Source organism: Glutamicibacter nicotianae (assembly GCF_006539525.1).
Classification (GTDB): Bacteria; Actinomycetota; Actinomycetes; order Actinomycetales; family Micrococcaceae; genus Glutamicibacter; species Glutamicibacter nicotianae.
In genome coordinates this window covers 98,025-118,855 of the sequence record NZ_BJNE01000004.1, presented here as the reverse complement: position 1 = coordinate 118,855, position 20,831 = coordinate 98,025, and the positions used below count along the sequence as shown (strand labels likewise).

General features: G+C 61.1%; 17 protein-coding genes, 1 tRNA gene, 1 other RNA gene and 1 pseudogene. 7 read left to right on the top strand and 13 right to left on the bottom strand.

The annotated features are described in order from the left end of the window. Nucleotides 1–122 precede the first annotated feature (122 nt). Together ANI01nite_RS06790 and ANI01nite_RS06785 are read left to right on the top strand one after the other, a co-directional pair. On the top strand, nt 123–1,817 hold the full coding sequence (locus ANI01nite_RS06790; protein WP_141356928.1) for a sensor histidine kinase: 1,695 nt from the start codon (nt 123–125) through the stop codon (nt 1,815–1,817). Next, nucleotides 1,814–2,485, top strand: a complete 672-nt coding sequence (locus ANI01nite_RS06785) for a response regulator (protein WP_038991925.1) — start codon at nt 1,814–1,816, stop codon at nt 2,483–2,485. The genes ANI01nite_RS06790 and ANI01nite_RS06785 overlap by 4 nt, the downstream gene beginning before the upstream one ends. 10 nt (nt 2,486–2,495) lie before the next feature. Here ANI01nite_RS06785 and ANI01nite_RS06780 read toward each other — a convergent pair whose 3' ends face one another. Then, nucleotides 2,496–3,251, bottom strand: coding sequence for an aminoglycoside 3'-phosphotransferase (locus tag ANI01nite_RS06780; protein WP_141356926.1), 756 nt, complete (start codon nt 3,249–3,251; stop codon nt 2,496–2,498). Nucleotides 3,252–3,429: 178 nt separating this feature from the next. Between ANI01nite_RS06780 and ANI01nite_RS06775 the strand changes: the two genes are divergently transcribed. Next, nucleotides 3,430–5,037, top strand: coding sequence for an alkaline phosphatase D family protein (locus ANI01nite_RS06775; RefSeq protein ID WP_141356924.1), 1,608 nt, complete (start codon nt 3,430–3,432; stop codon nt 5,035–5,037). A gap of 70 nt (nt 5,038–5,107) precedes the next feature. Here the strand turns inward: ANI01nite_RS06775 and ANI01nite_RS06770 are convergent, their stop codons facing one another. From ANI01nite_RS06770 to ANI01nite_RS06725, 10 genes and pseudogenes are all read right to left on the bottom strand, one after another. Continuing rightward, nucleotides 5,108–6,394 (bottom strand): aspartate kinase, encoded by a 1,287-nt coding sequence (locus tag ANI01nite_RS06770; protein WP_038991922.1) that lies wholly within the window; start codon nt 6,392–6,394, stop codon nt 5,108–5,110. A gap of 181 nt (nt 6,395–6,575) precedes the next feature. After that, entirely contained in the window at nt 6,576–7,127 is a 552-nt protein-coding gene (locus ANI01nite_RS06765; protein WP_141356915.1) for a hypothetical protein, read from the bottom strand. A gap of 20 nt (nt 7,128–7,147) precedes the next feature. Continuing rightward, complete coding sequence (locus ANI01nite_RS06760; RefSeq protein ID WP_066143739.1) at nt 7,148–7,357, bottom strand: hypothetical protein; 210 nt, start codon at nt 7,355–7,357, stop codon at nt 7,148–7,150. A gap of 144 nt (nt 7,358–7,501) precedes the next feature. Then, entirely contained in the window at nt 7,502–7,945 is a 444-nt protein-coding gene (locus ANI01nite_RS06755; RefSeq protein ID WP_141356912.1) for a MarR family winged helix-turn-helix transcriptional regulator, read from the bottom strand. A gap of 41 nt (nt 7,946–7,986) precedes the next feature. Next, a complete protein-coding gene (locus ANI01nite_RS06750; RefSeq protein ID WP_141356910.1) occupies nt 7,987–9,609 on the bottom strand; it encodes an MFS transporter in 1,623 nt (540 codons plus the stop codon). A gap of 390 nt (nt 9,610–9,999) precedes the next feature. Beyond that, a pseudogene (recR, locus tag ANI01nite_RS06745) lies at nt 10,000–10,590 on the bottom strand (recombination mediator RecR); the annotation flags it as partial. 90 nt (nt 10,591–10,680) lie between these two features. Then, on the bottom strand, nt 10,681–14,160 hold the full coding sequence (locus ANI01nite_RS06740; protein WP_141356908.1) for a DNA polymerase III subunit gamma and tau: 3,480 nt from the start codon (nt 14,158–14,160) through the stop codon (nt 10,681–10,683). Between the two features lie 12 nt (nt 14,161–14,172). After that, nucleotides 14,173–15,090, bottom strand: coding sequence for a tRNA glutamyl-Q(34) synthetase GluQRS (gluQRS, locus tag ANI01nite_RS06735; RefSeq protein WP_141356906.1), 918 nt, complete (start codon nt 15,088–15,090; stop codon nt 14,173–14,175). A 28-nt stretch (nt 15,091–15,118) separates the two neighbouring features. Continuing rightward, an RNA gene (gene ffs, locus ANI01nite_RS06730) (signal recognition particle sRNA small type) lies at nt 15,119–15,215 on the bottom strand. Nucleotides 15,216–15,307: 92 nt separating this feature from the next. Continuing rightward, nucleotides 15,308–16,849 (bottom strand): HNH endonuclease signature motif containing protein, encoded by a 1,542-nt coding sequence (locus ANI01nite_RS06725; protein ID WP_141356904.1) that lies wholly within the window; start codon nt 16,847–16,849, stop codon nt 15,308–15,310. A gap of 188 nt (nt 16,850–17,037) precedes the next feature. Here ANI01nite_RS06725 and ANI01nite_RS06720 point away from each other — a divergent pair. Both ANI01nite_RS06720 and ANI01nite_RS06715 read left to right on the top strand, forming a co-directional pair. Beyond that, a tRNA-Ser gene (locus tag ANI01nite_RS06720) sits at nt 17,038–17,125 on the top strand. 127 nt (nt 17,126–17,252) lie between these two features. After that, complete coding sequence (locus ANI01nite_RS06715) at nt 17,253–17,618, top strand: VOC family protein (RefSeq protein WP_141356902.1); 366 nt, start codon at nt 17,253–17,255, stop codon at nt 17,616–17,618. Nucleotides 17,619–17,722: 104 nt separating this feature from the next. Here ANI01nite_RS06715 and ANI01nite_RS06710 read toward each other — a convergent pair whose 3' ends face one another. Then, complete coding sequence (locus tag ANI01nite_RS06710) at nt 17,723–18,763, bottom strand: isopenicillin N synthase family dioxygenase (RefSeq protein ID WP_141356900.1); 1,041 nt, start codon at nt 18,761–18,763, stop codon at nt 17,723–17,725. Between the two features lie 271 nt (nt 18,764–19,034). Between ANI01nite_RS06710 and ANI01nite_RS06705 the strand changes: the two genes are divergently transcribed. Both ANI01nite_RS06705 and ANI01nite_RS06700 read left to right on the top strand, forming a co-directional pair. Beyond that, a complete protein-coding gene (locus tag ANI01nite_RS06705) occupies nt 19,035–19,337 on the top strand; it encodes a type II toxin-antitoxin system VapB family antitoxin (protein WP_038993786.1) in 303 nt (100 codons plus the stop codon). Nucleotides 19,338–19,415: 78 nt separating this feature from the next. Then, nucleotides 19,416–20,039, top strand: coding sequence for a LytR C-terminal domain-containing protein (locus ANI01nite_RS06700; RefSeq protein ID WP_038993785.1), 624 nt, complete (start codon nt 19,416–19,418; stop codon nt 20,037–20,039). Nucleotides 20,040–20,043: 4 nt separating this feature from the next. Here the strand turns inward: ANI01nite_RS06700 and ANI01nite_RS06695 are convergent, their stop codons facing one another. Then, the gene (locus tag ANI01nite_RS06695; RefSeq protein WP_141356898.1) at nt 20,044–20,733 is read right to left on the bottom strand and encodes a DsbA family oxidoreductase; all 690 of its coding nucleotides are present in this window, start codon (nt 20,731–20,733) and stop codon (nt 20,044–20,046) included. Nucleotides 20,734–20,831 lie beyond the last annotated feature (98 nt).

Below are 20,831 nucleotides of genomic sequence, written 5' to 3'. Positions count from 1 at the left end.
CCAAGGTACGTGGCGGTGCTCACTTTGCGCGTCTTGTGCTTATTGTTGAACGGTTAAGTTCTTTGCCATCTTTTTGCTCATTAAAATCACGAGCGTGGGAAGATGGGTTTATGCTGGGTGGCATGTTCCGTTCTGGCGCCGGCACCCGGCATTTCGCCTCCCGCATCATGCGACTGCAATTCCTGGTCGTAGGTGTCTTGATTGTCCTGGTTACCGCAGGAACGCTTTTCGCCAGCTATGACCGGGTGTATTCGAAAGCGGAGGACACTTCGCTGACCATCGCCCGCACCGTGGCGGTGCTGCCGGAAGTCGTCGAGCAGGTTTCACGCTACGCCCAGCAGGACAAGCTGGATCCGCAGGCGCTCGCCGAGGGAGAGCTGCAACGTCTTGCTGACGCCGTCATCGAGCAGGAGCAAGCCTATTTCGTGGTGATCACCGAAGACCGCGGACTGCGCCTGAGCCATCCGAACCCCGAAGAACTGGGCCAGATGGTTTCCACCGACCCGGTCGCTTTGGAGGGCATTGAAGCGGTTTCCCGGGAACACGGAACCCTCGGGGAATCGGTGCGCGCCAAGGTCCCGATCTATGCCGCCTCGGGTGACGTTGTCGGCGAGGTTTCCGTGGGCGTGACCACTGATTCCCTGACCGGGGCGCTGCTTGAATCCTTCGCCTGGATCGTCTTGTTCGCGGTGCTCGCCGCGGCCGTGGCAGTGTTCGCCGGACGGGTGACCGTCCGCCGCTTGAAGCGCCAGACCCTGGGGCTGGAACCGGCCGAAATCGCCCAGCTGGTCAGGGACCAGCAGGCTGTGCTCTACGGTGTCACCGAAGGCGTCATGGGCATTGGCGCAGACAAGCGGATCACCGTGCGCAACAAGGCTGCCCGGCAGCTGCTGGGCCTGCCGCACCGCACGGAATTGGAAGACGTGGTGGGCCGCCACTTCGAATCCGCTGGCCTGGATCCCCGGCTGGTCAAGGCGATCAAGGAATGCGACCCCGCGCCGGTGCGCATCGGGGCGAATGGGAATTCGCTTATCGCCCGCGTGAACAAGGTGGTCCGTGACGGGGTGGATCTCGGGCTGGTCGTGCTGCTGCATGACGTCACCACGCTCGAAGCGCTGGGCACCAAGCTCGACGCGGTGCAGGACATGGCCGACGCGCTGCGCGCCCAACGCCATGAATTCGCCAATCGCATGCATGCGGTCCTCGGGTTGATCAATCTGGGGAAGATTGAACAGGCCGAAGACTACCTGCGCGAGGTGATGGAAGCAGGGCCGAAGATCGCCCAGGTTCCCGGGCTGGAGGCCATCCAGGATGCCTACCTCGCGGCGTTCATTTCGGCGAAGGCGGTGCGTGCCCACGAATTGGGTATCGAACTGAGGGTGTCCCCGCAATCCATGCTTTTCGGGCAGATCGCCTCGGCCCATGATGCCCAGGATGCCACCGCGGTCCTGGGAAATCTGCTGGATAACGCCTTCACCGCGGCGCTTAGTGCGGATGCTGAACCCTGGGTGGAAATCGATCTGCTGTCCGAGGGGAACACCCTGCACATTGCCGTGGCCGATTCGGGACCTGGCATCACCACTGACGAGGATGTCTTCGCGCGGGACGTCAGCACCGGATCCCATCTGGGCAACGAGCATGGGCGTGGCGTAGGACTGCCGCTGATCAAGCGGCTCGCCCAGGCCCGCAGCGGGGATGTCTGGATCGCGGATCGCGGCACCGATGGTTCAGGTGCAGTGTTTGCAGCACGCTTGCCGGCGGTGCTGGCTGAACCATCCAGTTCAGAAAATGACCACAGTGAAGGAGTGCAACTTTGAACGAGAACAGCAGCGGAAATTATCGGGTGCTGATCGTTGATGACGATTTCCGGGTTGGCGAGCTGCATGCGGAGATGGTCAATGCCATCCCCGGGTTCCAGGCTTTGGAACCTGTGCAGGATCCGCGCGTGGTCCCCAAATTGGTGCAGAGCCTGAAACCCGATTTGGTCCTGCTGGACCTCTACCTGCCGCATGTGAGCGGAATCGAGCTGCTCAGAGAACTCGATGTCGATGCGATCATGATCTCCGCGGCGATTGAGCCGAAGAACATCGACAAGGCGCTGCGCTCAGGCGCGCTGGCCTTCATCATCAAGCCTTTCGATGCCAAGACCCTGGCTTCCAAGCTCAAAGGCTGGGCGCGCTACCGCCGCCAATTGGCCGGGACCACGGAGTTCAACCAGCAGGGCGTGGACCGGTTGTACCGGTCGCTCCAAGGCGGCGAGGAATCCAGTGCGTCAGTGGGCGCCGCCCCGACCGAGCATGCAGTGCTTTCCTGCGTGAAAGAAGCGGCCGAACCGATGAGCGTTGCCGAGGTTGCAGAAGCGGTGGGGGTTGCCCGTGCGACAGCGCAACGCTATTTGGCGGCGCTGGTGGCTAATGAATCCCTGGAGCTCCAGCTTGGATACGGAACCCGTGGCCGACCTGAACACCGATACGTGGCACGTTAGCGAAGGCGCCCTAGGCTGCGTCCCAGACCCGGCGATAGAAAGAGATCTTCCGCTCATCCGGTTCGATGCCGTAGCCCGCGTAGACGTACTGTTCGAAACCAGGCCCGTAGTTCCACTCGGTGCTCCACGCGGCAATGGCCAGATCTGCCCAGCGGTCTGCGAGTCCCAGCATGCCCAAATCCACATGCGCGCTGAATTGATGGTCGTCGGTGATGATCGTGTTTGGCAGGCACGCATCGCCATGGCACACCACAAGATCCAGTTCCGGGGCGTTGTCGAGAAACTCGGCCTGCTGATCGGCTGGCAGATGCTGAATACGGGATTCCAGATCCCAGTCGAAGGGACATGCTCCAATGGGCAAGGCATCGTGCATTTGCCGCAGTCCGTGGCCGACAGCGTGGGCTGAACGCGCAGGGTCGCTTTTGCCCAGGCTGCTGGCTGCGCTGTGCCCGTGCAATGCGGCGGTGATGAGCAGCTGGCCGTCAGCCTGTTCTTCGCAGGAGAGCACTTCCGGGACCCGAATGAATTTTCCTGCCCATGTCATGCGCTGGGCTTCAGTTTTCAGATCGCCTTCCGCTTCCGGAGGGCATCCCGGTGACCACTTGGCGAAGCGTATCTGTTCGCCCGAGCCGATGCGGTAGGTGACTCCGCCAAGCGCGTTTTGCCAGATACCCTCGATTTCTGCCGGACCAGCTGCTGCGCGCACCGCCGGGGGAACAGGATGATCCGCCGAGGGCGGGCCAGAAATCACTCGCGTTGAACTCATTGTCCAAGTCTGCCAGCATTCGGAGTTCCGGTGGCAGGCTGGAGGAACGCCAAGCGGCTTGCAAATTCGCGCAGGTGCGCTCGCTCGTGCACAGCCACTGGATTGCCAGGAATTAATTTCTTCTTGTGTTCATCTTGGCTCAAGGAAACGGCTGATCGAGTCGTGAACACTGAGGCGCATGACTGATATTTCGCGTCGCAAATTGCTCACCGGTGCTCTCGGTGCCAGCGCCCTGACCTTGGTCGGGCCGACGGGAGCAGCGCTGGCTTCCAGCAGCCCCCGCCTCGTGCGTTCCCGACTTGGCCTGACCAGCGGGTTTTCCATGGGTGATGTCTCCACGAGCAATGCCGTGCTCTGGGCACGCAGCTCCGGCGAAGGCCGCTTGCGTGCTCAACTGCGCGCGGTAGACGAGACCGGGGAAATCATCCGTGGCCGTGGATCATTCGCCAGGACACTGCACGGCGCCTACGCCCGCGAGGCCACCGACTTCACCGCAAAGATCAATGCCCAGCATCTGCCTGCCGGAACCCGCTTCGCAGTCACCATCGGTTTTGAGGACGACAATGGAACCCTTGGCGAGACGCAGGATGGCTGGTTCAGCACCGCACCTGCACTGACCGGTCGCCGCAATCATGACGCCTCCCGAGCCCAGAGCTTTGTCTGGTCCGGCGACACCGCTGGCCAGGGCTGGGGCATCAATGAAGAGATCGGCGGCATGCGCGCCTACGCGGCCATGCATGCGACCAAGCCGGATTTCTTCGTGCACAGCGGCGACACCATCTACGCCGATGGCCCGATCGCCGCAGAGGTCGTGGAGCCTGATGGCCAGATCTGGCGCAACCTGGTCACCGAAGAAGTCTCCAAGGTGGCCGAAACCCTGGACGAGTACCGCGGCCGGCACCGCTACAACCTGATGGACCGCAACGTGCGGGCCATGTATTCCGAAGTTCCGGTGATTGCCCAGTGGGATGACCACGAGACCCACAACAACTGGTGGCCGGGCGAGATCATCGAAGATGAGCGCTACACCGTTCGCGATATCAACACCTTGGCAGCTCGCGGACGCCAGGCCTGGCAGGAATACCAGCCCATCGCCGACCCGCGCGCCCTGCGCCCAGGCACCGGTTTCGAGGCGGCTCGAATTTACCGCAAGATCTCCCGCGGCCCTGCGCTTGACCTGTTCGCGTTGGACATGCGCAGCTACAAGTCGGAGAACACCGCTGGAATGGAAGGGAAGTCCACATCCATTCTCGGCGAAGATCAGCTGAATTGGCTGGTGGATTCCCTAGCCAAGTCCAAGGCCACTTGGAAGGTCATTCTCAATGACCTTCCGCTGGGCATCATCGTTCCAGATGGCAAAGCCCAGGAATCAATTTCCAACGCTGACCATGGGGCACCGCTGGGCCGCGAGCTGGAATTGGCCCGGCTGCTCAAGGCGGTCACGGACCGCGGCATCAAGAACGTCGTTTTCCTGACTGCCGATGTCCACTACTGCGCAGCCCACCACTACTCGCCCGAACGCGCGGCATTCCGCGAGTTCAATGAGTTCTGGGAATTCGTGGCCGGGCCAGTGAATGCCGGTTCCTTCGGGCCGAACCAGATGGACGGTACTTTCGGGCCGCGTGTGGACTTCTCGCTCGCAGGCACCACGAACCAGTCGCCGCGCGATGGCAAGGGCCAGTTCTTCGGCCACGTCGATCTTGACGAGCAGGACTTGTTCACCGTCACGCTGCGCAATGGGCTGGGCGACATCGTCTACACCAAGACGCTGGAACCGGCCAAGTAGAAACCAAAATGAAAAACGCCTGCGAAACAAAAATTGTTTCGCAGGCGTTCTTCGCTTGGCTAATCAGCGCTTAGCGTCCGGTGCCGCCGTAGACGGTGGCTTCCACGTCGGTGTCCAGATCGAACGCGGTGTGGATTGCGCGTACTGCGTCATTGAGCTTGTGGGCATCGGTGACCACGGAGATGCGGATTTCGGACGTCGAGATCATGTCCACGTTCACCCCTGCACGGTGCAGTGCTTCGAAGAAGGTGAAGGATACGCCTGGGTTCGAGCGCATGCCTGCGCCGATCAGCGAAAGCTTGCCAACCTCGTCATTGTGCTCGATATCCTCGAAGCCAATCTCAGGCTTTGCGGTATTCAGCGCTTCCAGCACGTGCTTGGTTTCGGTCATCGGCAGGGTGAAGGAAATATCGGTGGCACCAGAGCCGCGGGTCGAGATGTTCTGCACAATCATGTCGATATTGGCTTGCGCAGCGGCGATCACACCGAAAATCTGTGCGGCCTTGCCCGGAATGTCAGGTACGCCAATGATGGTGACCTTGGCTTCGGAGTGGTCGTGGGCGACACCTGAGATGATTGGCTGTTCCAAGGGTTCTCCCTCTTGAATTTTGATTTTGTCTTCGGGATCCGGGAGCACCCAGGTGCCCTCGTTGGTGCTGAATGAGGAGCGCACGTGCAGCGGCACGCCGAAGCGGCGAGCGTATTCAACGCAGCGCAGGTGCAAGATCTTCGAGCCGCTGGCGGCCATTTCCAGCATTTCCTCGCTGGTGATCTTCTCGATCTTCTTTGCCGAGGCGACCACGCGTGGGTCGGCGGTGTAGACGCCGTCCACATCGGTGTAGATCTCGCAGACATCGGCGCCCAGAGCCGCGGCCAGTGCCACGGCAGTGGTGTCCGAGCCGCCACGGCCCATGGTGGTGATGTTCTTGGATTCCTTGCTCATGCCCTGGAATCCAGCGACGATGGCAACGAATCCGCGGTCGATGGCCCGGCGCACCCGCTGCGGGGAGACCTCCATGATGCGGGCCTTGCCGTGGGTCGAATCGGTGATCAGGCCTGCCTGCGAGCCGGTGAATGATGCGGCCTGCTCGCCGAACTGGTTGATGGCCATTGCCAGCAGCGACATCGAGATGCGTTCACCGGCGGAGAGCAGCATGTCCATTTCGCGGGCAGGTGCATTGTCGGTGAGCTGGCCTGCTAGATCCAGCAGGTCATCGGTGGTGTCGCCCATTGCGGAAACAACGACGACGACGTCATGGCCCTTGGACTTGGTATCAATAATTCGGCGCGCTACACGCTTGATGCCGTCGGCATCTGAAACGGAAGAACCGCCAAATTTTTGAACAATTAGGCCCATGGGCACTCACTCCACCTGTTGAAAGCTGTGCCTCGCCGCCGGGGGTTGCTGATAGAACTTTGGCGTGAGGCATCTACCAGATAAATATTGTGACAGCTACGAGGTGCCATGTCCTAGTTGGGGCGGTAACCATTGGTCATATTGCCTAGAAACCCCAGTGTGAGTTGTCGAAAAGCACTGGCTATCCCTTGAATTCAGCCAAAATTTGTCGCCAAAAGCTCTTCCATTCAGACACCTGCTCAGGTGATTCAGCCTTAGTGATGTTTATGGCTACCGAGGATTTTTCGCCCTTGAGCCCAATGTCTACCTGTGCCTTGGTGCCATCGCTGAAGTCCGCCCGCCAGTAGCGCCAGCGCTCGGAACCGCTGGTGCGTGCAGGTTCGGATAGTTCGTTCCCGTTGAATTCCTTGCGGTCTTTCACGCAGGCGACCCAGCGCTCCAGTGCCGTATCCAAATCGGCATCGATGGTGCTGCTGACCGAGCCCTGGAAGGTGCCGTCCTGGGCTTGGCCAGGTACGCGCCTTCCGATGTGCTGCTCATAGGCCACCGCGACGGATTGGGCCCACCATTCTGGATTTTCGACTGTTGCGGGAATGCCGGTGATGGCCAGTTCGGCCATCTCCTTATGCGTCATCTCGTCGGCTCCGCCGGCACGCAGTTTGGCGCACCACTGGTCCCACTCGATGCCGGTGGCATTGGCGATGGCTGACGTGTTGCTGCTTTTGATTGCCATGAGCTCAGTCTACGACCCGCTTAGAGCTGCCGGTACTCGGAGGCAATGCGCCGGGCCCAGAGAAGCCTCTGGCTTTCATCACGGTCCTTCATCAGTGGAAGCAGCATCTGCACCTGTTCGCTCTGCTTCAAGTCGCGCAGGCCGGCGGCGTCCATCGTGCCTGCCCATTCGCCCATGCTTGAACCGGTGTGGTCTTCGATTTTCTCTGCTTTGCTCAAGGATTCGCTCATGTGCATGAACGTAGCAACCCGAACCGACAGGATGGCTGCTGCACATTCCAGCGCGGAGGAATGCCCCTGCAAGCAAGGGAATTTAAGCTTCTCTGGCCGGTCTTCTCGGTATTTCCGAGAAGACCGGCCAGAGGGTGAAGCGAACTAGAGTGACTGGATTTCCAAGTTCAATCGACTGAGCAGATCGATGAGTTTCGACAGATCCTCATCGTCCCAATCGGTCATCCGCGAGCGCAGTTCCGTGCGCCACCCCTGGAAGGTTTCATGCCACCTTTCTGCCGCAAATTCGGCAGGCAGGAGGTGGAATACCCGACGGTCGTCCGGGTCGACTTCTCGCTTGACCAGTTCCAGCTGTTCCAGTTTCGTGATCATTCGCGACAGCGAGGCCTTGTCGACCAGCAGTCTTTCGCAGATTTCGGACTGGGTGATGCGCTGGCTGCGCAGGATCATGCCCAGCACCGGTAGATAGCCTGGGGTGAGCCTGCTGTCGAGCCGGGTGGCCAGTTCCCGCTTGGCGCGCGCCGTCAGCGCGATCAGCGAGAACAGCTCCTGTTCGGCACTGGCGTACAAATCGGGACGTTCCGCCACCGGGGCCTCATCGGCTTTGCTTGGAACCTGCACTGGATCTCCTAGTTGCCAGCTGGCTTTTCTGCCTTGGTTGCGCCCTTGTCCTCCGCGTCCAGATCCTGCATGCGTTCGCTTGCGGTCTGGGTCTTCAGCGACTGGTTGGGGATCAGGCAGACAGCCACGACGACAATCAGCGACAGCGGAGCGGCAATGGCGAACAGCGAAGGCACTGCATCGCCGTAGATGGACTCGAAGATCACGCGGACCGGTTCAGGCATCGCGGCCACCGAAGGCAGGTTTCCGGATCCCAGAGCCGCGGTCAGTTCCTTGGCCTGGTCGCCCAGGGAGGCCAGGGCTGCGGCCAAATCGGACTGGCGGTCGGCGATCATGCTCGGCACGGTAGTCGCCAGTACGGCGCCCAGTCCCGCGGTACCTGCAGTGCCGCCGAGGGTGCGGAAGAAGTTCACGGCCGAGGAAGCTACGCCCAGTTCCTTGACGTGGACCGAGTTCTGCACCACCAGCACCATGTTCTGCATGACCAGGCCCATGCCGGCGCCGAGAATGAACATGTAGGTAGCGACCAGCGCATAGTTGGTGTCGTAGTGGATGGTTCCCAGCAGGAACAAGCCGATGACAACCAGCACAGAACCGGTGACGACCAGCGCCTTCCACTTGCCGGTGCGCGAGATCAGCGCACCGCCGATGGTGGAGATGACCAGCAAGCCGCCCATCAGCGGGAAGGTCATCAGGCCGGCCATGGTGGCTGATGCGCCACGGGCCATGATCATGTACTGGCTGAGGAACACCGAGGTGCCGAACATCGAAACACCAATGGCCAGCGAGGCGATGACCGCGAAGGCGAAGGTGCGGTTCTTGAACAGGCCCAGGCTCAGCAGCGGCTCCGTAGCCTTGGTCTCAACCAGGATGAACAGTGCCAGCAGGACTACCGCGCCGGCAATCATCAGGTAACTGGTCGCCGAGGCCCACTCGAACTGGGAGCCGCCCAGCGACATCCAGATCAGCAGCAGCGAGACGCCGGCGGACAGCAGGACGATGCCCCAGTAGTCGATCTTGACCTTGCGCTTGGCAATGGCCGGCAGGTGCAAGGTGCGCTGGATCAGGATGACCGCGGCGATGGCGAACGGCAAGGCGATGAAGAAGTTCCAGCGCCAGTTGATGGCATCGGTAACGAAGCCGCCGATCAACGGGCCGCCCACGGTGCCAACGGCCATGACAGCGCCGAACAGGCCCATGTACTTGCCGCGTTCACGAGGGGAGAGGAAATCGGCCATGACAATCTGTGCCAAGGCGCCAACGCCACCGCCAGCCAGGCCCTGGACCACGCGCATGGCGATCAGGAAGCTGGTGTCCTGCGAGAAGCCTGCCGCGGCCGAGGCCAGGACGAAGATGGAAAGCGAGATCTGCAGCAGCAGCTTGCGGTTGCCCAGGTCGGCGAGCTTGCCCCAGATCGGGGTGGCGATGGTGGTCGCCAGCAGCGTGGCGGTGACCACCCAGGTGTAGGAGGTCTGGCTGCCGTTGAGATCCGAGACGATCAGCGGCAGCGAGCTGGAAACAACGGTGTTGGCCAAGATGGAGACGAACATGCCCATCAAAATGCCCGTGAGGGCAGTGAGGATTTCGCGGTGAGTCATCTTGGGCTTGGCGACCGGTGCGGTTGCGGTCATTAAAGCTCCAAAAAAATAGGGTCAGGCGTGGAAAGCCTGAATGGTTGATTGATGTCAACTATACGACGATAGTTGACCTTTATCAACTAAGCGTGTTTCACCGCACATCGCGCTGCAGGAATGAAAAACGCCCTGCACTCATGCCGGTGAAGCGGTCGAGTGCAGGGCGTTCAAAAACTGCGGGAATTAGTGGCTGCGGCGGCTGTCCATCTCGGGAACAACTGGATGCGACGACGCTTCGCCAGTGTCGCCGGCAACGCGCAGCAGGCGTGGCTCGGAAAGCTGCGCCTTCGGCTTTTCTGCGGCATCCCCGGCTTCTGCCTGCGGTGCTTCCTGCTCGGACTCCTGCTTCTCTGCCTTGAGCCGGGCCGGGCCGGGTGCGGTGCGGCCGGCGGACCGGCGTCCTTCGAAGGCGCGGGCCAAGGTCACTTCATCGGCGTATTCCAGATCGCCGCCCACCGGCAGGCCGGAAGCCAGGCGGGTAATGCGGATGCCCAGGGGAGCCAACGCGCGCACCAGGTACACGGCGGTGGCTTCGCCCTCGAGATTCGGATCGGTGGCAAGGATCAGCTCGGTGATCGAGTCATCGGCCAAGCGGGTGACCAGCTCGCGGATGTGCAGCTGTTCCGGGCCAATGCCTGCCAGTGGATTGATGGAACCGCCGAGCACGTGGTACTTGCCGGAGAACGCCCGGGTGCGTTCAATGGCCAGGACGTCCTTGGACTCCTCCACGATGCAGATCTTTGTTCCATCGCGGCGCTCATCGCGGCAAATGGCGCAGGTATCCTGCTCCGAGATGTTGAAGCAGATCTCGCAGAATTTCACCTTTTCCTTGACCAGCTGGATCGAGGCGGCGAGCCGGGTCATGTCCTCGGCATCGGCATCGAGAATGTGGAAAGCAATGCGCTGAGCCGACTTCGGGCCGATGCCAGGCAAGCGACCGAGCTCGTCGATCAATTCCTGTACAGCACCTTCGTACACGTGCGCCTACTTTCTAGCTTGCTTCACTACCTTGAAATTGTTCCGTGGTACACCCTAGTGTCTCACTCCGACAGCTCGCCGTGGTGCTGGCTACAAGCTGCGTTTGATTTCCACTACATTCCCGTTCACGTCGCGCTGCTCGATGACCATCCCGCCAAGCAGGCGCTCCACGGCTGGAACGCCGATCAGTGCCGAATCCTCGACCTCGATGTCATCGTCGCTGGGGACGAACTCCTCCGGCTCCTGCACCGGGGCAGGATCGGGAGCCGATGCCGGGCCGCCCCAGCCGCGTGCCGACTGGGCAGGCGCTGGCGCGCTTGGTGCGTTCTTCGCCTGGTTCATCAGCTGCTGGTACCGGCTCATGCGGCCCGTGCTTGCCGGTGCCGATGCAGCGGGGGCTGGTTCAGGCTCAGGCTGCGGAGCACCCCAGCGCGGTGCCGCCTCCGGAGCGGGTGCCGGGGCTGCTGGCGAAGGCGCCGGTGCAAGCGGCTCCGGGCGGGGCTGCTCCTGCTCGCGTGGGCGAACCTGAGGCTGTGCAGGGGCGGGCGCAGGCTCCGGAACCGATCGCTCTGGAGTTTGCGGAGCCGGCTGTTCTGGTGCATCAACCGCCAGATTCTCGAAGGAATCGGTGGTGCTGTCCGGGTGCAACGGAGTCGAAGACACCGGGCGCGCAATATTCGGAACTCCGCCTTCGGCCTGGCGCGCTGCCATGCCGGCAGTCATCCGGGGCTTGGGGGCCACCGGAGGCCCGTCGAAACTGCGTGGCGCACTGGTTGCCGGGGCGGGCGCCACCGGCTCTGGCTGGGTAGCCGGGGCCGGAGACTGCTGCTGCGGCTGAACCTGCGGTGCCACCGGGACGGAGCCAGCCGGCGAATAGTACGGGTCATCCGGGAACGGCGGCTCGTCGAAATACGGCTCTTCCGCGGGTGGCGGAACGTCGTCGTAGGAGCTGGCGTACCCCTCATGGGCGCGTGGCGCAGGTGCGGCTGGTGCCGAGGTCTGCACTGCAGAGGCAGGACGATGCTGCGGTGCCGGAGCGGCAGCTTGGGCCCGTGCTGCGGCGCGCGCAGCAGCCCCAGCAGAACTTACAGCCTTGGTGAACTTAGTTGGTGCTGGGGTTGGCGCCGGGATTGGCCGGCGCTCACCTTTTGGGGAACCACCACCGTTGGGGTTGGATCCGCCTTCGGTCAGGACCACTTCGATTGGCGAACCTGCGACCTGGGAGAGGACTCCGGTCAATGTATTCATCAAATCCGGCCGGTTGCGCAGATTCACGATGGGGCCGGTGTTGCTGAACGCCAAGGTAAGTGTACGGCCATCGAAGCCTGCCACGGAGCCATAGGTGGCGACCATGGAATGCAGGACACGCGAACTGCCCTGCAACTGCTGCAGGATCGTAGGCCACGCCTGCTGGAACATCGCCACCGGCGAGCCGGCGCCCTGTGGTGCTGGCTGCTGGCCCTGCGGGGTTCCGCCGGGCGCGCCGTGCTGAGGCTGCTGGGGAGACTGCGGCCGTTGTTGCTGTTGTGCTTGCTCGCGTTGTGCTTGTTCTTGTGCGGCGCGCTGTTGTGCTTCGCGTTCTGCTTGCTCGCGTTGTGCTTGTTCTTGTGCGGCGCGCTGTTGTGCTTCGCGTTCTGCTTGCTGGCGCTGGGCATGTTCCTGCGCCGGATGGGCAGCGTTGCGCTGGGCATCCATGCCAGGCTGGCTGGCCTCCGGCGCCTGTTGCGCCTGTTGCGACTGCTGCGGCTGGGCAGGCTGCGGTGCTTGTGCTGCGCGGTTGGCTGCCGCGCGACGTGCGAATTCGGCCATGGCAGGATTCTGCTTCACGTCATCGATGGAGACACCGGTGCCGAACGACAGATCTTCACCGCTGGATGGATCAGGAACCAAGCTGAATGGTGCCACGCCTTCCGGACGGGCTGCCGGAATGCTCGGACCAGGCTGCACCTCGGTGGTCACCGAGTAGTTTTCGCCCTTTGGCCCCCAAGTGGCGCCCCAGTCAGCGGCTTCGCCGGTGTTCAGGGAAGCTGCCGCGCCAGGATCCAGCGGGGCATTTGGGTCATCATCAGCCGGCTGCGGCTGCGGCTGTGGCTGTGGCTGTGGCTGTGGCGGCATGGACTGCTGCGGCTGCTCGGTGCGCTGTGCCTGCGCTGATTCTGCGTGCTGCGCAGGCTGCTGTGCCGGTGCGGGAGCCTGCTCATCCTGCTGCGGCTGAGCCTGAGCCGACTGGACCTGTGGTTCCTGCTCTTCAGCCGGTTCCGGGGCAGCGCCTCGACGGGACTTGGCAGCGGCCAAGGCCTCGCGCACAGCGGCAGCACCCTGACGCGCGGCTCCAGGATTCGGGGCAGCATTCGTTGAGGGTGCAGCACCCGCGGCGTCGTCTTCATTAAGCGCAGGCAGCGCTCCACCGGTCATCGCATGGCGCTCCAGGCGATCTAGACGGGCAGCGAAGGAGCTGTCGGAGTTCTGCGAACCCGGCAGCATCAAGCGCGCCGCCAGCAATTCCAAGTGCAGCCGAGGCGAGGTAGCGCCGGTCATCTCGCTCAGGGCCTTGTTGGTGACGTCTGCCCATCGCGACAGTTCGCCTGCGCCGACCAGTCCCGCCTGCAAGCGCAGGGCTTCGAGCTGGTCTTCTGGCACGCCGCGCAAGATCTTCTCAAGGCCTTCGGGCATCGCCTTGGCGATGATCAGATCGCGGAAGCGCTCCAGCACATCTTCAACGAAGCGCCGAGGATCCAGACCGGTCTGGATGATGCGGTCGATCGCGCCGAACAGCCCGGCGCCATCGGATTCGTGCAGCGACAAGGTGACCTCGTCGAGCAGCGTCGAGTGGGTGTAGCCCAGCAGCGCAACCGCGGTCTCGTAATCAAGGCTGCCATCGCGGGCGCCAGAGATCAGCTGGTCCAGCACCGAGAGGGTATCGCGGACCGAACCGCCGCCAGCACGGATCACCAGCGGCAGCACGCCTTCGGCTACTGCGACGCTTTCCCGTTCGCAGAGCACTTGCAGGTACGCCAGCAGCGCCTCGGGCGGAACCAGGCGGAATGGGTAGTGGTGGGTACGCGAGCGGATGGTGCCAATGACCTTTTCCGGCTCGGTTGTCGCGAAGATGAACTTGATGTGCGCCGGCGGCTCTTCAACGATCTTCAGCAGGGCGTTGAAGCCTGCCGCGGTGACCATATGGGCCTCATCGATGATGAAGATCTTGTAGCGGTCGCGGGTAGGCGCGAACGTTGCGCGCTCGCGCAGGTCGCGGGCGTCATCGACGCCACCGTGGCTGGCCGCGTCGATCTCGATGACATCCAGCGAACCTGGTCCGCCATTGGCCAGATCCACGCAGCTTGGGCAGGTGCCACAAGGAACCGGAGTAGGACCTTGCTCGCAGTTCAAGCAGCGGGCCAGGATGCGGGCCGAAGTCGTCTTGCCGCAACCGCGCGGGCCGGAGAACAAGTACGCATGGTTGACGCGGTTCTTCTCCAGAGCCGTCATCAAGGGCGCAGTAACGTGCTCCTGCCCGATGACGTCGCCAAACGTATCGGGACGATATCTGCGATAAAGCGCTGTACTCACACCGGTTCCCTATCAGTTTCCTGATGCCCTGGGCATCAGCTGTTGGACAATATTCTCTGGTTCGACGATCCACGGCTCGCGTGGCAGATTCGCCGGATCGAAAGCTTCCAAGGCTGCCTGCAAACTTGTGCTGGGCAAGCCCAATGACTCTAGCAAAACCGCCACAACGTTGGCTGGATGCACACCTTGTTCGGTGATCTCTTCGAGTGTTACCGCGCCATCGCGCTTGGCCAGGCGCTGGCCTTTGGCATTCAGTGCAAGCTGGACGTGTGCATAGGAGGGGATTGGGTGGCCCAGAAGCGTTGCCAGATAGGCCTGACGTGGCGCGGAAGAGAGCAAATCATCTCCGCGTACGACCTGGTCGATGCTTGAGAAAGCATCATCGACGACCACCGCAAGATTGTAGGCTGGTGCGCCGTCGTTGCGCACCAGGACAAAATCATCAACCGCGCCGGTGTAGTCGCCGAATAGTTCATCGTGAACGGAAAATTCGTTCACTTCTGAACGCAGGCGCAAGGCGGCCGGGCGGTTCTGCGCTTTGGCCGAGCGCTCGCTGGCGCTCAGATTGCGGCAGGTTCCCGGGTAGGCACCGGGCGCAGCATGCGGAGCGCTTCCGGCTTCGGCAATATCCTTGCGCGAGCAGTAGCATTCGTAGACCAGACCGCGCGCTTTGAGCCGCTCAACGGCTTCAAGATATATCGGAAGGCGGTCGGACTGGCGGAGCATGTCACCGTCGAAGTCAATGCCCAAGGACGCTAGCTCGGCAATCTGGGTGGTTTCGGCGCCGGAACGAACACGGTCCAGGTCCTCAATGCGCAACAGGAATTCGCGTTGCGTGGAGCGGGCGAAAAGCCAGGCGAGAATTGCCGTGCGCAAATTGCCAAGATGGAGCGGCCCCGAAGGGCTAGGGGCGAAACGGCCAGCGCCCACGTGGACTCCATTCGGCTTGCGTAAGAAAGTAAAAGACCCCTCATGCACCTGCCAGAGCCCATCTACCCTTGCTACCTTCCGGTCCTGGGGGAGTTCAACAGGATGACACCACACGAGGGGTCACCCAAAATACTACCTGAGGTTGGCGCTTGGATAAAATCGGCAGGCGTGCGCTTGATCTCAACTGGCCAATCCTGAGCAGGGTTGCTGTTAGTTCTCAGGCGGTGCTTTCTTCAGGCGGTTCTAACCAGCCAAGCACGCGGCGAACACGGTCATTGAGTTCGATGGTCGGCAGCATGGGCGTTTGCTCTTTCTCGAAATCGAAGTTCTGCACGCTGGTGACGCTGCCGGGAAGCTCAACGCAGATCATGCCGTTGGGGGAGCGCCAGTTCACCGAACCGTCCGGAAGGTATGTCGCCTGCCACCCCAGCACATGCTTGAACATCTGATGCCGCTTGCACAATAGATGAGTGTTGCTCCGGGTGGTATGCCCGCCCTTGGCCCATGCATCGATATGGTCTATCTCAGCTGATTCGGCTGGCCGATTGCATCCTGGGAATCTGCAAACCACATCCCGGCTCCGCAGCAGATCACGCAGTGCCTTCGACGGACGGTACTTTTCGCGGCCGACGTCTATGGCCGCCCCGGACCAGGGGTCGGTGAGCACCTTGATGAAAGACGGGGCATCCTTGGCAATCAGCAGTGCCGTCCCTACGGGGATGGGTCCGTAGCCTTCGAGATCCGCCAATGCGCGTTTAGGATCAGCGAGCATTTCCAGGGCAGGAATCGTGACAGCGACACGGGCTTTCAGCGGGGTCCCTTCGGTTGCCGGCCAGCCATCGAGCAAGGCATCGCAGATAATATCCAGCCGTCGTTGCTGTTCGGTCCGGTGATCATCTGGATCAGCATTGCGTACTGCATGCCAATTGACCGTATTGATGATGGCCAATGCTTTTTCTGCTGGCAGGTGGAGTTGGATGACGCTCATGCCATTGGCCTCGTGCCAATAGATGACCTTGCGGTCCTCTGCACTTTTCTTGTGGCGTTCCTCGATCGGCTTGGGGTGCAGGCGTTCATGCATTTTCCGAGCGCGTTGGGCAACTGCGGAGTCGGTGGCCTGCCGAGCTATCGGCAGCAAGGTTTGCTGCATCAGCTGCGCATCCTCGGGTGCTAGATCCTGGGAGTGCTTGACGATCTCTTGCGCGGATCTCGTCGTGATCTCGCCGACGCTCAGCGCGTCCAAGATATCTGGGCAAAGATGGCGCAGCCCTTCGGCAAAGAATAACTTGTCCTGGACTTTCCTTTCTGAGGATCGCAGGGCCACCGCTGCTTCGGCGACAAAAGATGAACGGATCAGCGATTCATCGGAACGATTGACGCCGTAGAAATATGCGGATTGATCTTCAACGGGCTCTTCAAATTCCCCAAGGTCATCCAGCAGAGGTTCTTGGGATCCCTGGCTGACTGTCTCGGCAACCAAATATTCGTAGCTATCGGCCAGTACTGCTGCCTCGGCAGCATCGAGCATGCTGTGCAACCGTGCAATGGCCTTCAGCCGTTCCAGCCCTTGGGCGGAACTTGAGACCGGTGGCTGCTCGTAGAGGTGTGTGGCGGTGGCGGCAATCTGGGTAAAGAGATTGTCCTTATCCAGGTTCGCTGCCCAAAGCCCGTCAAATCCGGGGATGCGCCTTGTCCCCGGAGGGCTAATGGGCAGCCGCCGAGGATCATCTTGGCTGTGAAATGCCTCTCTTTTACTCATGCTTACAGTATCGATCTGTTCAAACTGCGGTTTTCAAAGAAAGAATCGAGGTGGTGAAAAGGTGAAATACCGCCGAATTTCAGGGGTTTGGCACCTTGGAGATGCTCCGGGGATCGTCGGGGGAGTGCTCGATTCGTGATTGAGCGAGAATTTAGATATGCTGGATCCTGCTCCTCGGAGCAAACTGAGGAGGATTCGCCTAGCGGCCTATGGCGCACGCCTGGAACGCGTGTTGGGTTAACGCCCTCAGGGGTTCAAATCCCCTATCCTCCGCCAATGTAATGTCTCGGGACATCGTACGAACGATGTCCCGAGACATTATTTTTTTGCTTGCCGGCATTGCCCGAATCTGAGGGGTAGTATCCGTGGCAACTGTTCAGCAATCTTTCGACAAGGTAAGACTATGGCAAGTGTATTGAGCGAAATCGCTGTCGATTGCGCCACCCCGATGCTGGTGGCCAGGTTCTGGTGCGAAGCACTGGACTTCGAGGTGCTGGAAGAAGAAGCCGGATTGGTCAGCATTGGATCCGAAGCCCAAGGCGAGGACGGGTTGAAGCTGACGTTCGCTCAAGTGCCTGAAGCCAAGAGCGTCAAGAATCGCCTCCATCTGGATCTGCGTCCTCAAGGCTCCAGCCAGCAAGAAGAAGTCGACCGTCTCCTTGCCTTGGGGGCCAGCTATGCCGAAGTGGGCCAGCAAGAGGACGAGAGCTGGATCGTGATGGCTGATCCTGAGGGAAATGAATTCTGCGTGCTTTCAAGCCTTGAATGAGCAAGCCGCTTTAATGACCTGTGGCGCCGGGTCGGCAATTTGTCACCGGCTCGACGCCAACAGGATTCGCGGTTGGGCTCCTGATCCCCGCAGGAGCTCAATGCCTAGGCGCTCTTGCGCCCTTTGGCCAGCTCCGGGTAGTGGATGGCCGCGGTCTGCGGGTGGGCTCGCAGCCAGCCCTTGAGCACGTTTGCGCCATAGGAAGCCAGCATTGGATTCTCTGGATCATCGGAAACGCCACGGGCGTCGGCAGCCAGGTCGGCTGGCAGCTCGACTTTGTCGATCACTGCATCCAGGCGAGGGGAGTAGAAGAACGGCACCGAGTAGCGGTCTACACCGGCTGGAGGAGCAATGACGCGGTGGATGGTGGCCATCAGGTAGCCATTGGTGGCCACTTCAAGCATTTCCCCGAGGTTCACTACCAGTGCACCTGGGGTAGGCGGCACCTCGATCCACTCTTCCTGGCCGTAGGGCTGCACCTGCAGGCCTCCAACCTGGTCCTGCAGCAGCAGGGTGACGAAGCCGTAGTCCGCGTGCAGGCCAACGCCCTGGTTGCCCGACTCCGGGACAACGTCGCCCGAAACGTAGTGCACCAGCTTGCCCATCCATGACGGGGTATCGGCGAATGGCTCATCGAAGTGGTCTTCGGGCAGGCCCAGGCCTACGGCGATGGCCGAAAGCAGCTCGTGGCCGGTCTTGTTCATCAGTTCGGCCCACGCCATGGCGCGCTCTTCGAGCTGGGGGAAGTCTGCAGGGAACTGGTTAGGGCCCTGCAGGTTCAAATACGGCTTGTCCTCGGGAACGACGCTCAGGGCCTCGCGTTCCGGTCCGTAGTCAATCTGCTCGCGGGCGTCGGCGCGGCCGCGGGTGATTTCCGTGCCCATGCGGGTGTAGCCGCGGAACTGGGCGCTGTTGCGGTTATCGAGCTTGACCTTCTGCCCGACCGGCTTGCGGAAGAACTCCGCGATGGTGTCGAGCAGCTCCTGGTCCTGGCCGGCGTACGCGCCGTAGGCGACGATCTGGAAGAACCCGACGCGGTGTGCGGCATCGCGAAGCGCGGTTACGAATTCCTCGTTGAAGGAGCCGTCAGCATTGCGCGCGGTAGAAATATCGAGCAGTGGGATCTCGGTGACTACGTTATTCATAAACCTAGAGTGCACCTTATGACGCGATTGTTACTAGCTAAAGTTACGCCCGGTTCCCCCACGTTTCCCGCAGCGTAACAATCCTTGCATTTTCCCATTGCGTGCCCGATTATTCGCATTCACTTGTATTATGTTCCCGGCGTTCGGGGGCCGAGCCCGGGTGCTGGCGGCCAGCCCGCACCGTCTTCGGAACCGGTGTCTCCGGCAACCGCGAACCCCTCACTGATCTGGAAATATGGGGCTCGCAAGAGTTTGTCCGTATGCTTGAATAGTGATTTTTCGAGCGGTCGGTGAGGGCCGGCCATACCCAGACCACGGCTATTCGTCGACGCGTGATTGGAGCGGCCTTCCCCCTCAGCAGGTGAAGTTGGCCGACCTGGTCACCACCAAAGCGACCCTGGATCTTGAAACATTGCTCTCCGAGGATTCCACCTTCTACGGCGATTTGTTCCCGCACGTGGTGCGCTATCGGGGCGTGTTGTATCTGGAAGACGGGATGCACCGTGCGCTGCGTTCGGCGCTTCATCATCGCTCCGTAATACACGCGCGCGTATTGGATCTGGACGCCAGTTAGATAAGCTAGCGCCACGAGGATGACGATGAGGTCTCCTTCAGGCCAGCGGCTGCCGAAGGCTGACCAGAGCAAGGTGGAATGATGCGTGATCGCGATGATCCGGGGCAATGGCACGGTGCGCATATTGTCGACGAGCAGGAATTGAGTTTCAGCTCGGATGGACAAGCAAAGAAGCGTGCCCGCAGACGCCAGAATATTGTTTTCTCCGTGATGGCCCTGCTGGTGATCGCGGTACTGGTCGGCGCCGTGCTGGTTTTCAATGGAACGATCAAATTGGGTGCCGAACCCGCCGCAGTTGAGAGCCCGGAGCCAAGCGAAGCAGAAATCGAGAATCCAAACTGCCCGGCCATCGACTTCAAGTACCAGACGCCTGCAGAAGTAGAAATACGCGTGCTGAATACGACCAGCATTCCAGGGCTTGCCGGTGACACCGCCAAGGCACTGGAAAAGCGCGGCTTCAAGATTTCTTCGTTGACTTCCGGGTGGAAATCGCTCTCCGATACCGCCGGTGCAGTCATTGCCGGACCTGATGGCTATGCCCAGGCATTCACCGTGCAGCGCCAGATCCCCGGCATCGTCTTCATCTACGACGAGACGAAGTGGGGAAGCCGGGTGGACCTGGCGCTGGGGGAGAAGTTCGAAGGCCTCGTAAAAGAACGCAAGCTCGATACTTCGGATGGCAAGCTCGTCTGCGCTAAATAGCCCGCTACCGGGTCTGCACGTTTCCGGAGTGGACCTGGGTCAGGGCGTTGGCAAAGACCGCGGCTGGCTGCGCGCCGGAAATGCCGTACTTCCCATCGATGATGAAGAAGGGGACTCCGCTGATTCCCAGCTCACGGGCCTGGGCGATATCTGCGTTGACTTCTTCGGCATAGGCGCCGGAAGCCAGATCTGCGCGGAGTTCGCCAGTATCCAAGCCTAGCGATCCGGCCAGCTGTAGCAGGGTTTCTTCATCCCCGGTATCCAGGCCTTTTTCGAAGTGCGCAGAAAGCAGCGCTTCCTTCATTTCGCTTCCAGCGCCATGCTGCTTGGCATATTCCAGAACTCGAAGCGCGGTGAAGGAATTAGCGACCTTCAGATTGGCGAAGTCGTAGTCCAGGCCTTCGCCAGCTGCCTGGGCGGTGACATGATCAAGCATCTGGGACACCTGTTCCTGGCCCAAGCCCTTCATCTTGGAGAGGTATTCGGCTTCGCTGCCGTCGTAGTTCTCTGGCAGGCTTGGATCCAGCTGGTACGAATGCCAGTAGACGTCCACGTTCTGGGAGTATTCGAACGCTTCGACACCCCGCTCGAAGCGGCGCTTGCCGATGAAGCACCATGGGCAGGCAATGTCGGAGAAGATATCGACGCGGATGCGCTTTTCTTCCAGGGATGGGGCAGCAGTATTTTCACTCATGCTTGAGGTAACAACTTTTGCTCCCCGGGCATTCCGCATCCGTGGTTGCCGACTCCGGCTAGAGATAATGGGAGGGTTCCTGCGGAATGGGGACAACG

Coding starts and splice junctions, on each gene's coding strand:
- ANI01nite_RS06695 (WP_141356898.1), bottom strand. CDS start 20,733: ATGAGTGAAAATACTGCTGCCCCATCCCTGGAAGAAAAGCGCATCCGC.
- ANI01nite_RS06770 (WP_038991922.1), bottom strand. CDS start 6,394: ATGGGCCTAATTGTTCAAAAATTTGGCGGTTCTTCCGTTTCAGATGCC.
- ANI01nite_RS06750 (WP_141356910.1), bottom strand. CDS start 9,609: ATGACCGCAACCGCACCGGTCGCCAAGCCCAAGATGACTCACCGCGAA.
- ANI01nite_RS06710 (WP_141356900.1), bottom strand. CDS start 18,763: ATGAATAACGTAGTCACCGAGATCCCACTGCTCGATATTTCTACCGCG.
- ANI01nite_RS06790 (WP_141356928.1), top strand. CDS start 123: ATGTTCCGTTCTGGCGCCGGCACCCGGCATTTCGCCTCCCGCATCATG.
- ANI01nite_RS06765 (WP_141356915.1), bottom strand. CDS start 7,127: ATGGCAATCAAAAGCAGCAACACGTCAGCCATCGCCAATGCCACCGGC.
- ANI01nite_RS06725 (WP_141356904.1), bottom strand. CDS start 16,849: ATGAGTAAAAGAGAGGCATTTCACAGCCAAGATGATCCTCGGCGGCTG.
- ANI01nite_RS06715 (WP_141356902.1), top strand. CDS start 17,253: ATGGCAAGTGTATTGAGCGAAATCGCTGTCGATTGCGCCACCCCGATG.
- ANI01nite_RS06780 (WP_141356926.1), bottom strand. CDS start 3,251: ATGAGTTCAACGCGAGTGATTTCTGGCCCGCCCTCGGCGGATCATCCT.
- ANI01nite_RS06760 (WP_066143739.1), bottom strand. CDS start 7,357: ATGAGCGAATCCTTGAGCAAAGCAGAGAAAATCGAAGACCACACCGGT.
- ANI01nite_RS06700 (WP_038993785.1), top strand. CDS start 19,416: ATGATGCGTGATCGCGATGATCCGGGGCAATGGCACGGTGCGCATATT.
- ANI01nite_RS06775 (WP_141356924.1), top strand. CDS start 3,430: ATGACTGATATTTCGCGTCGCAAATTGCTCACCGGTGCTCTCGGTGCC.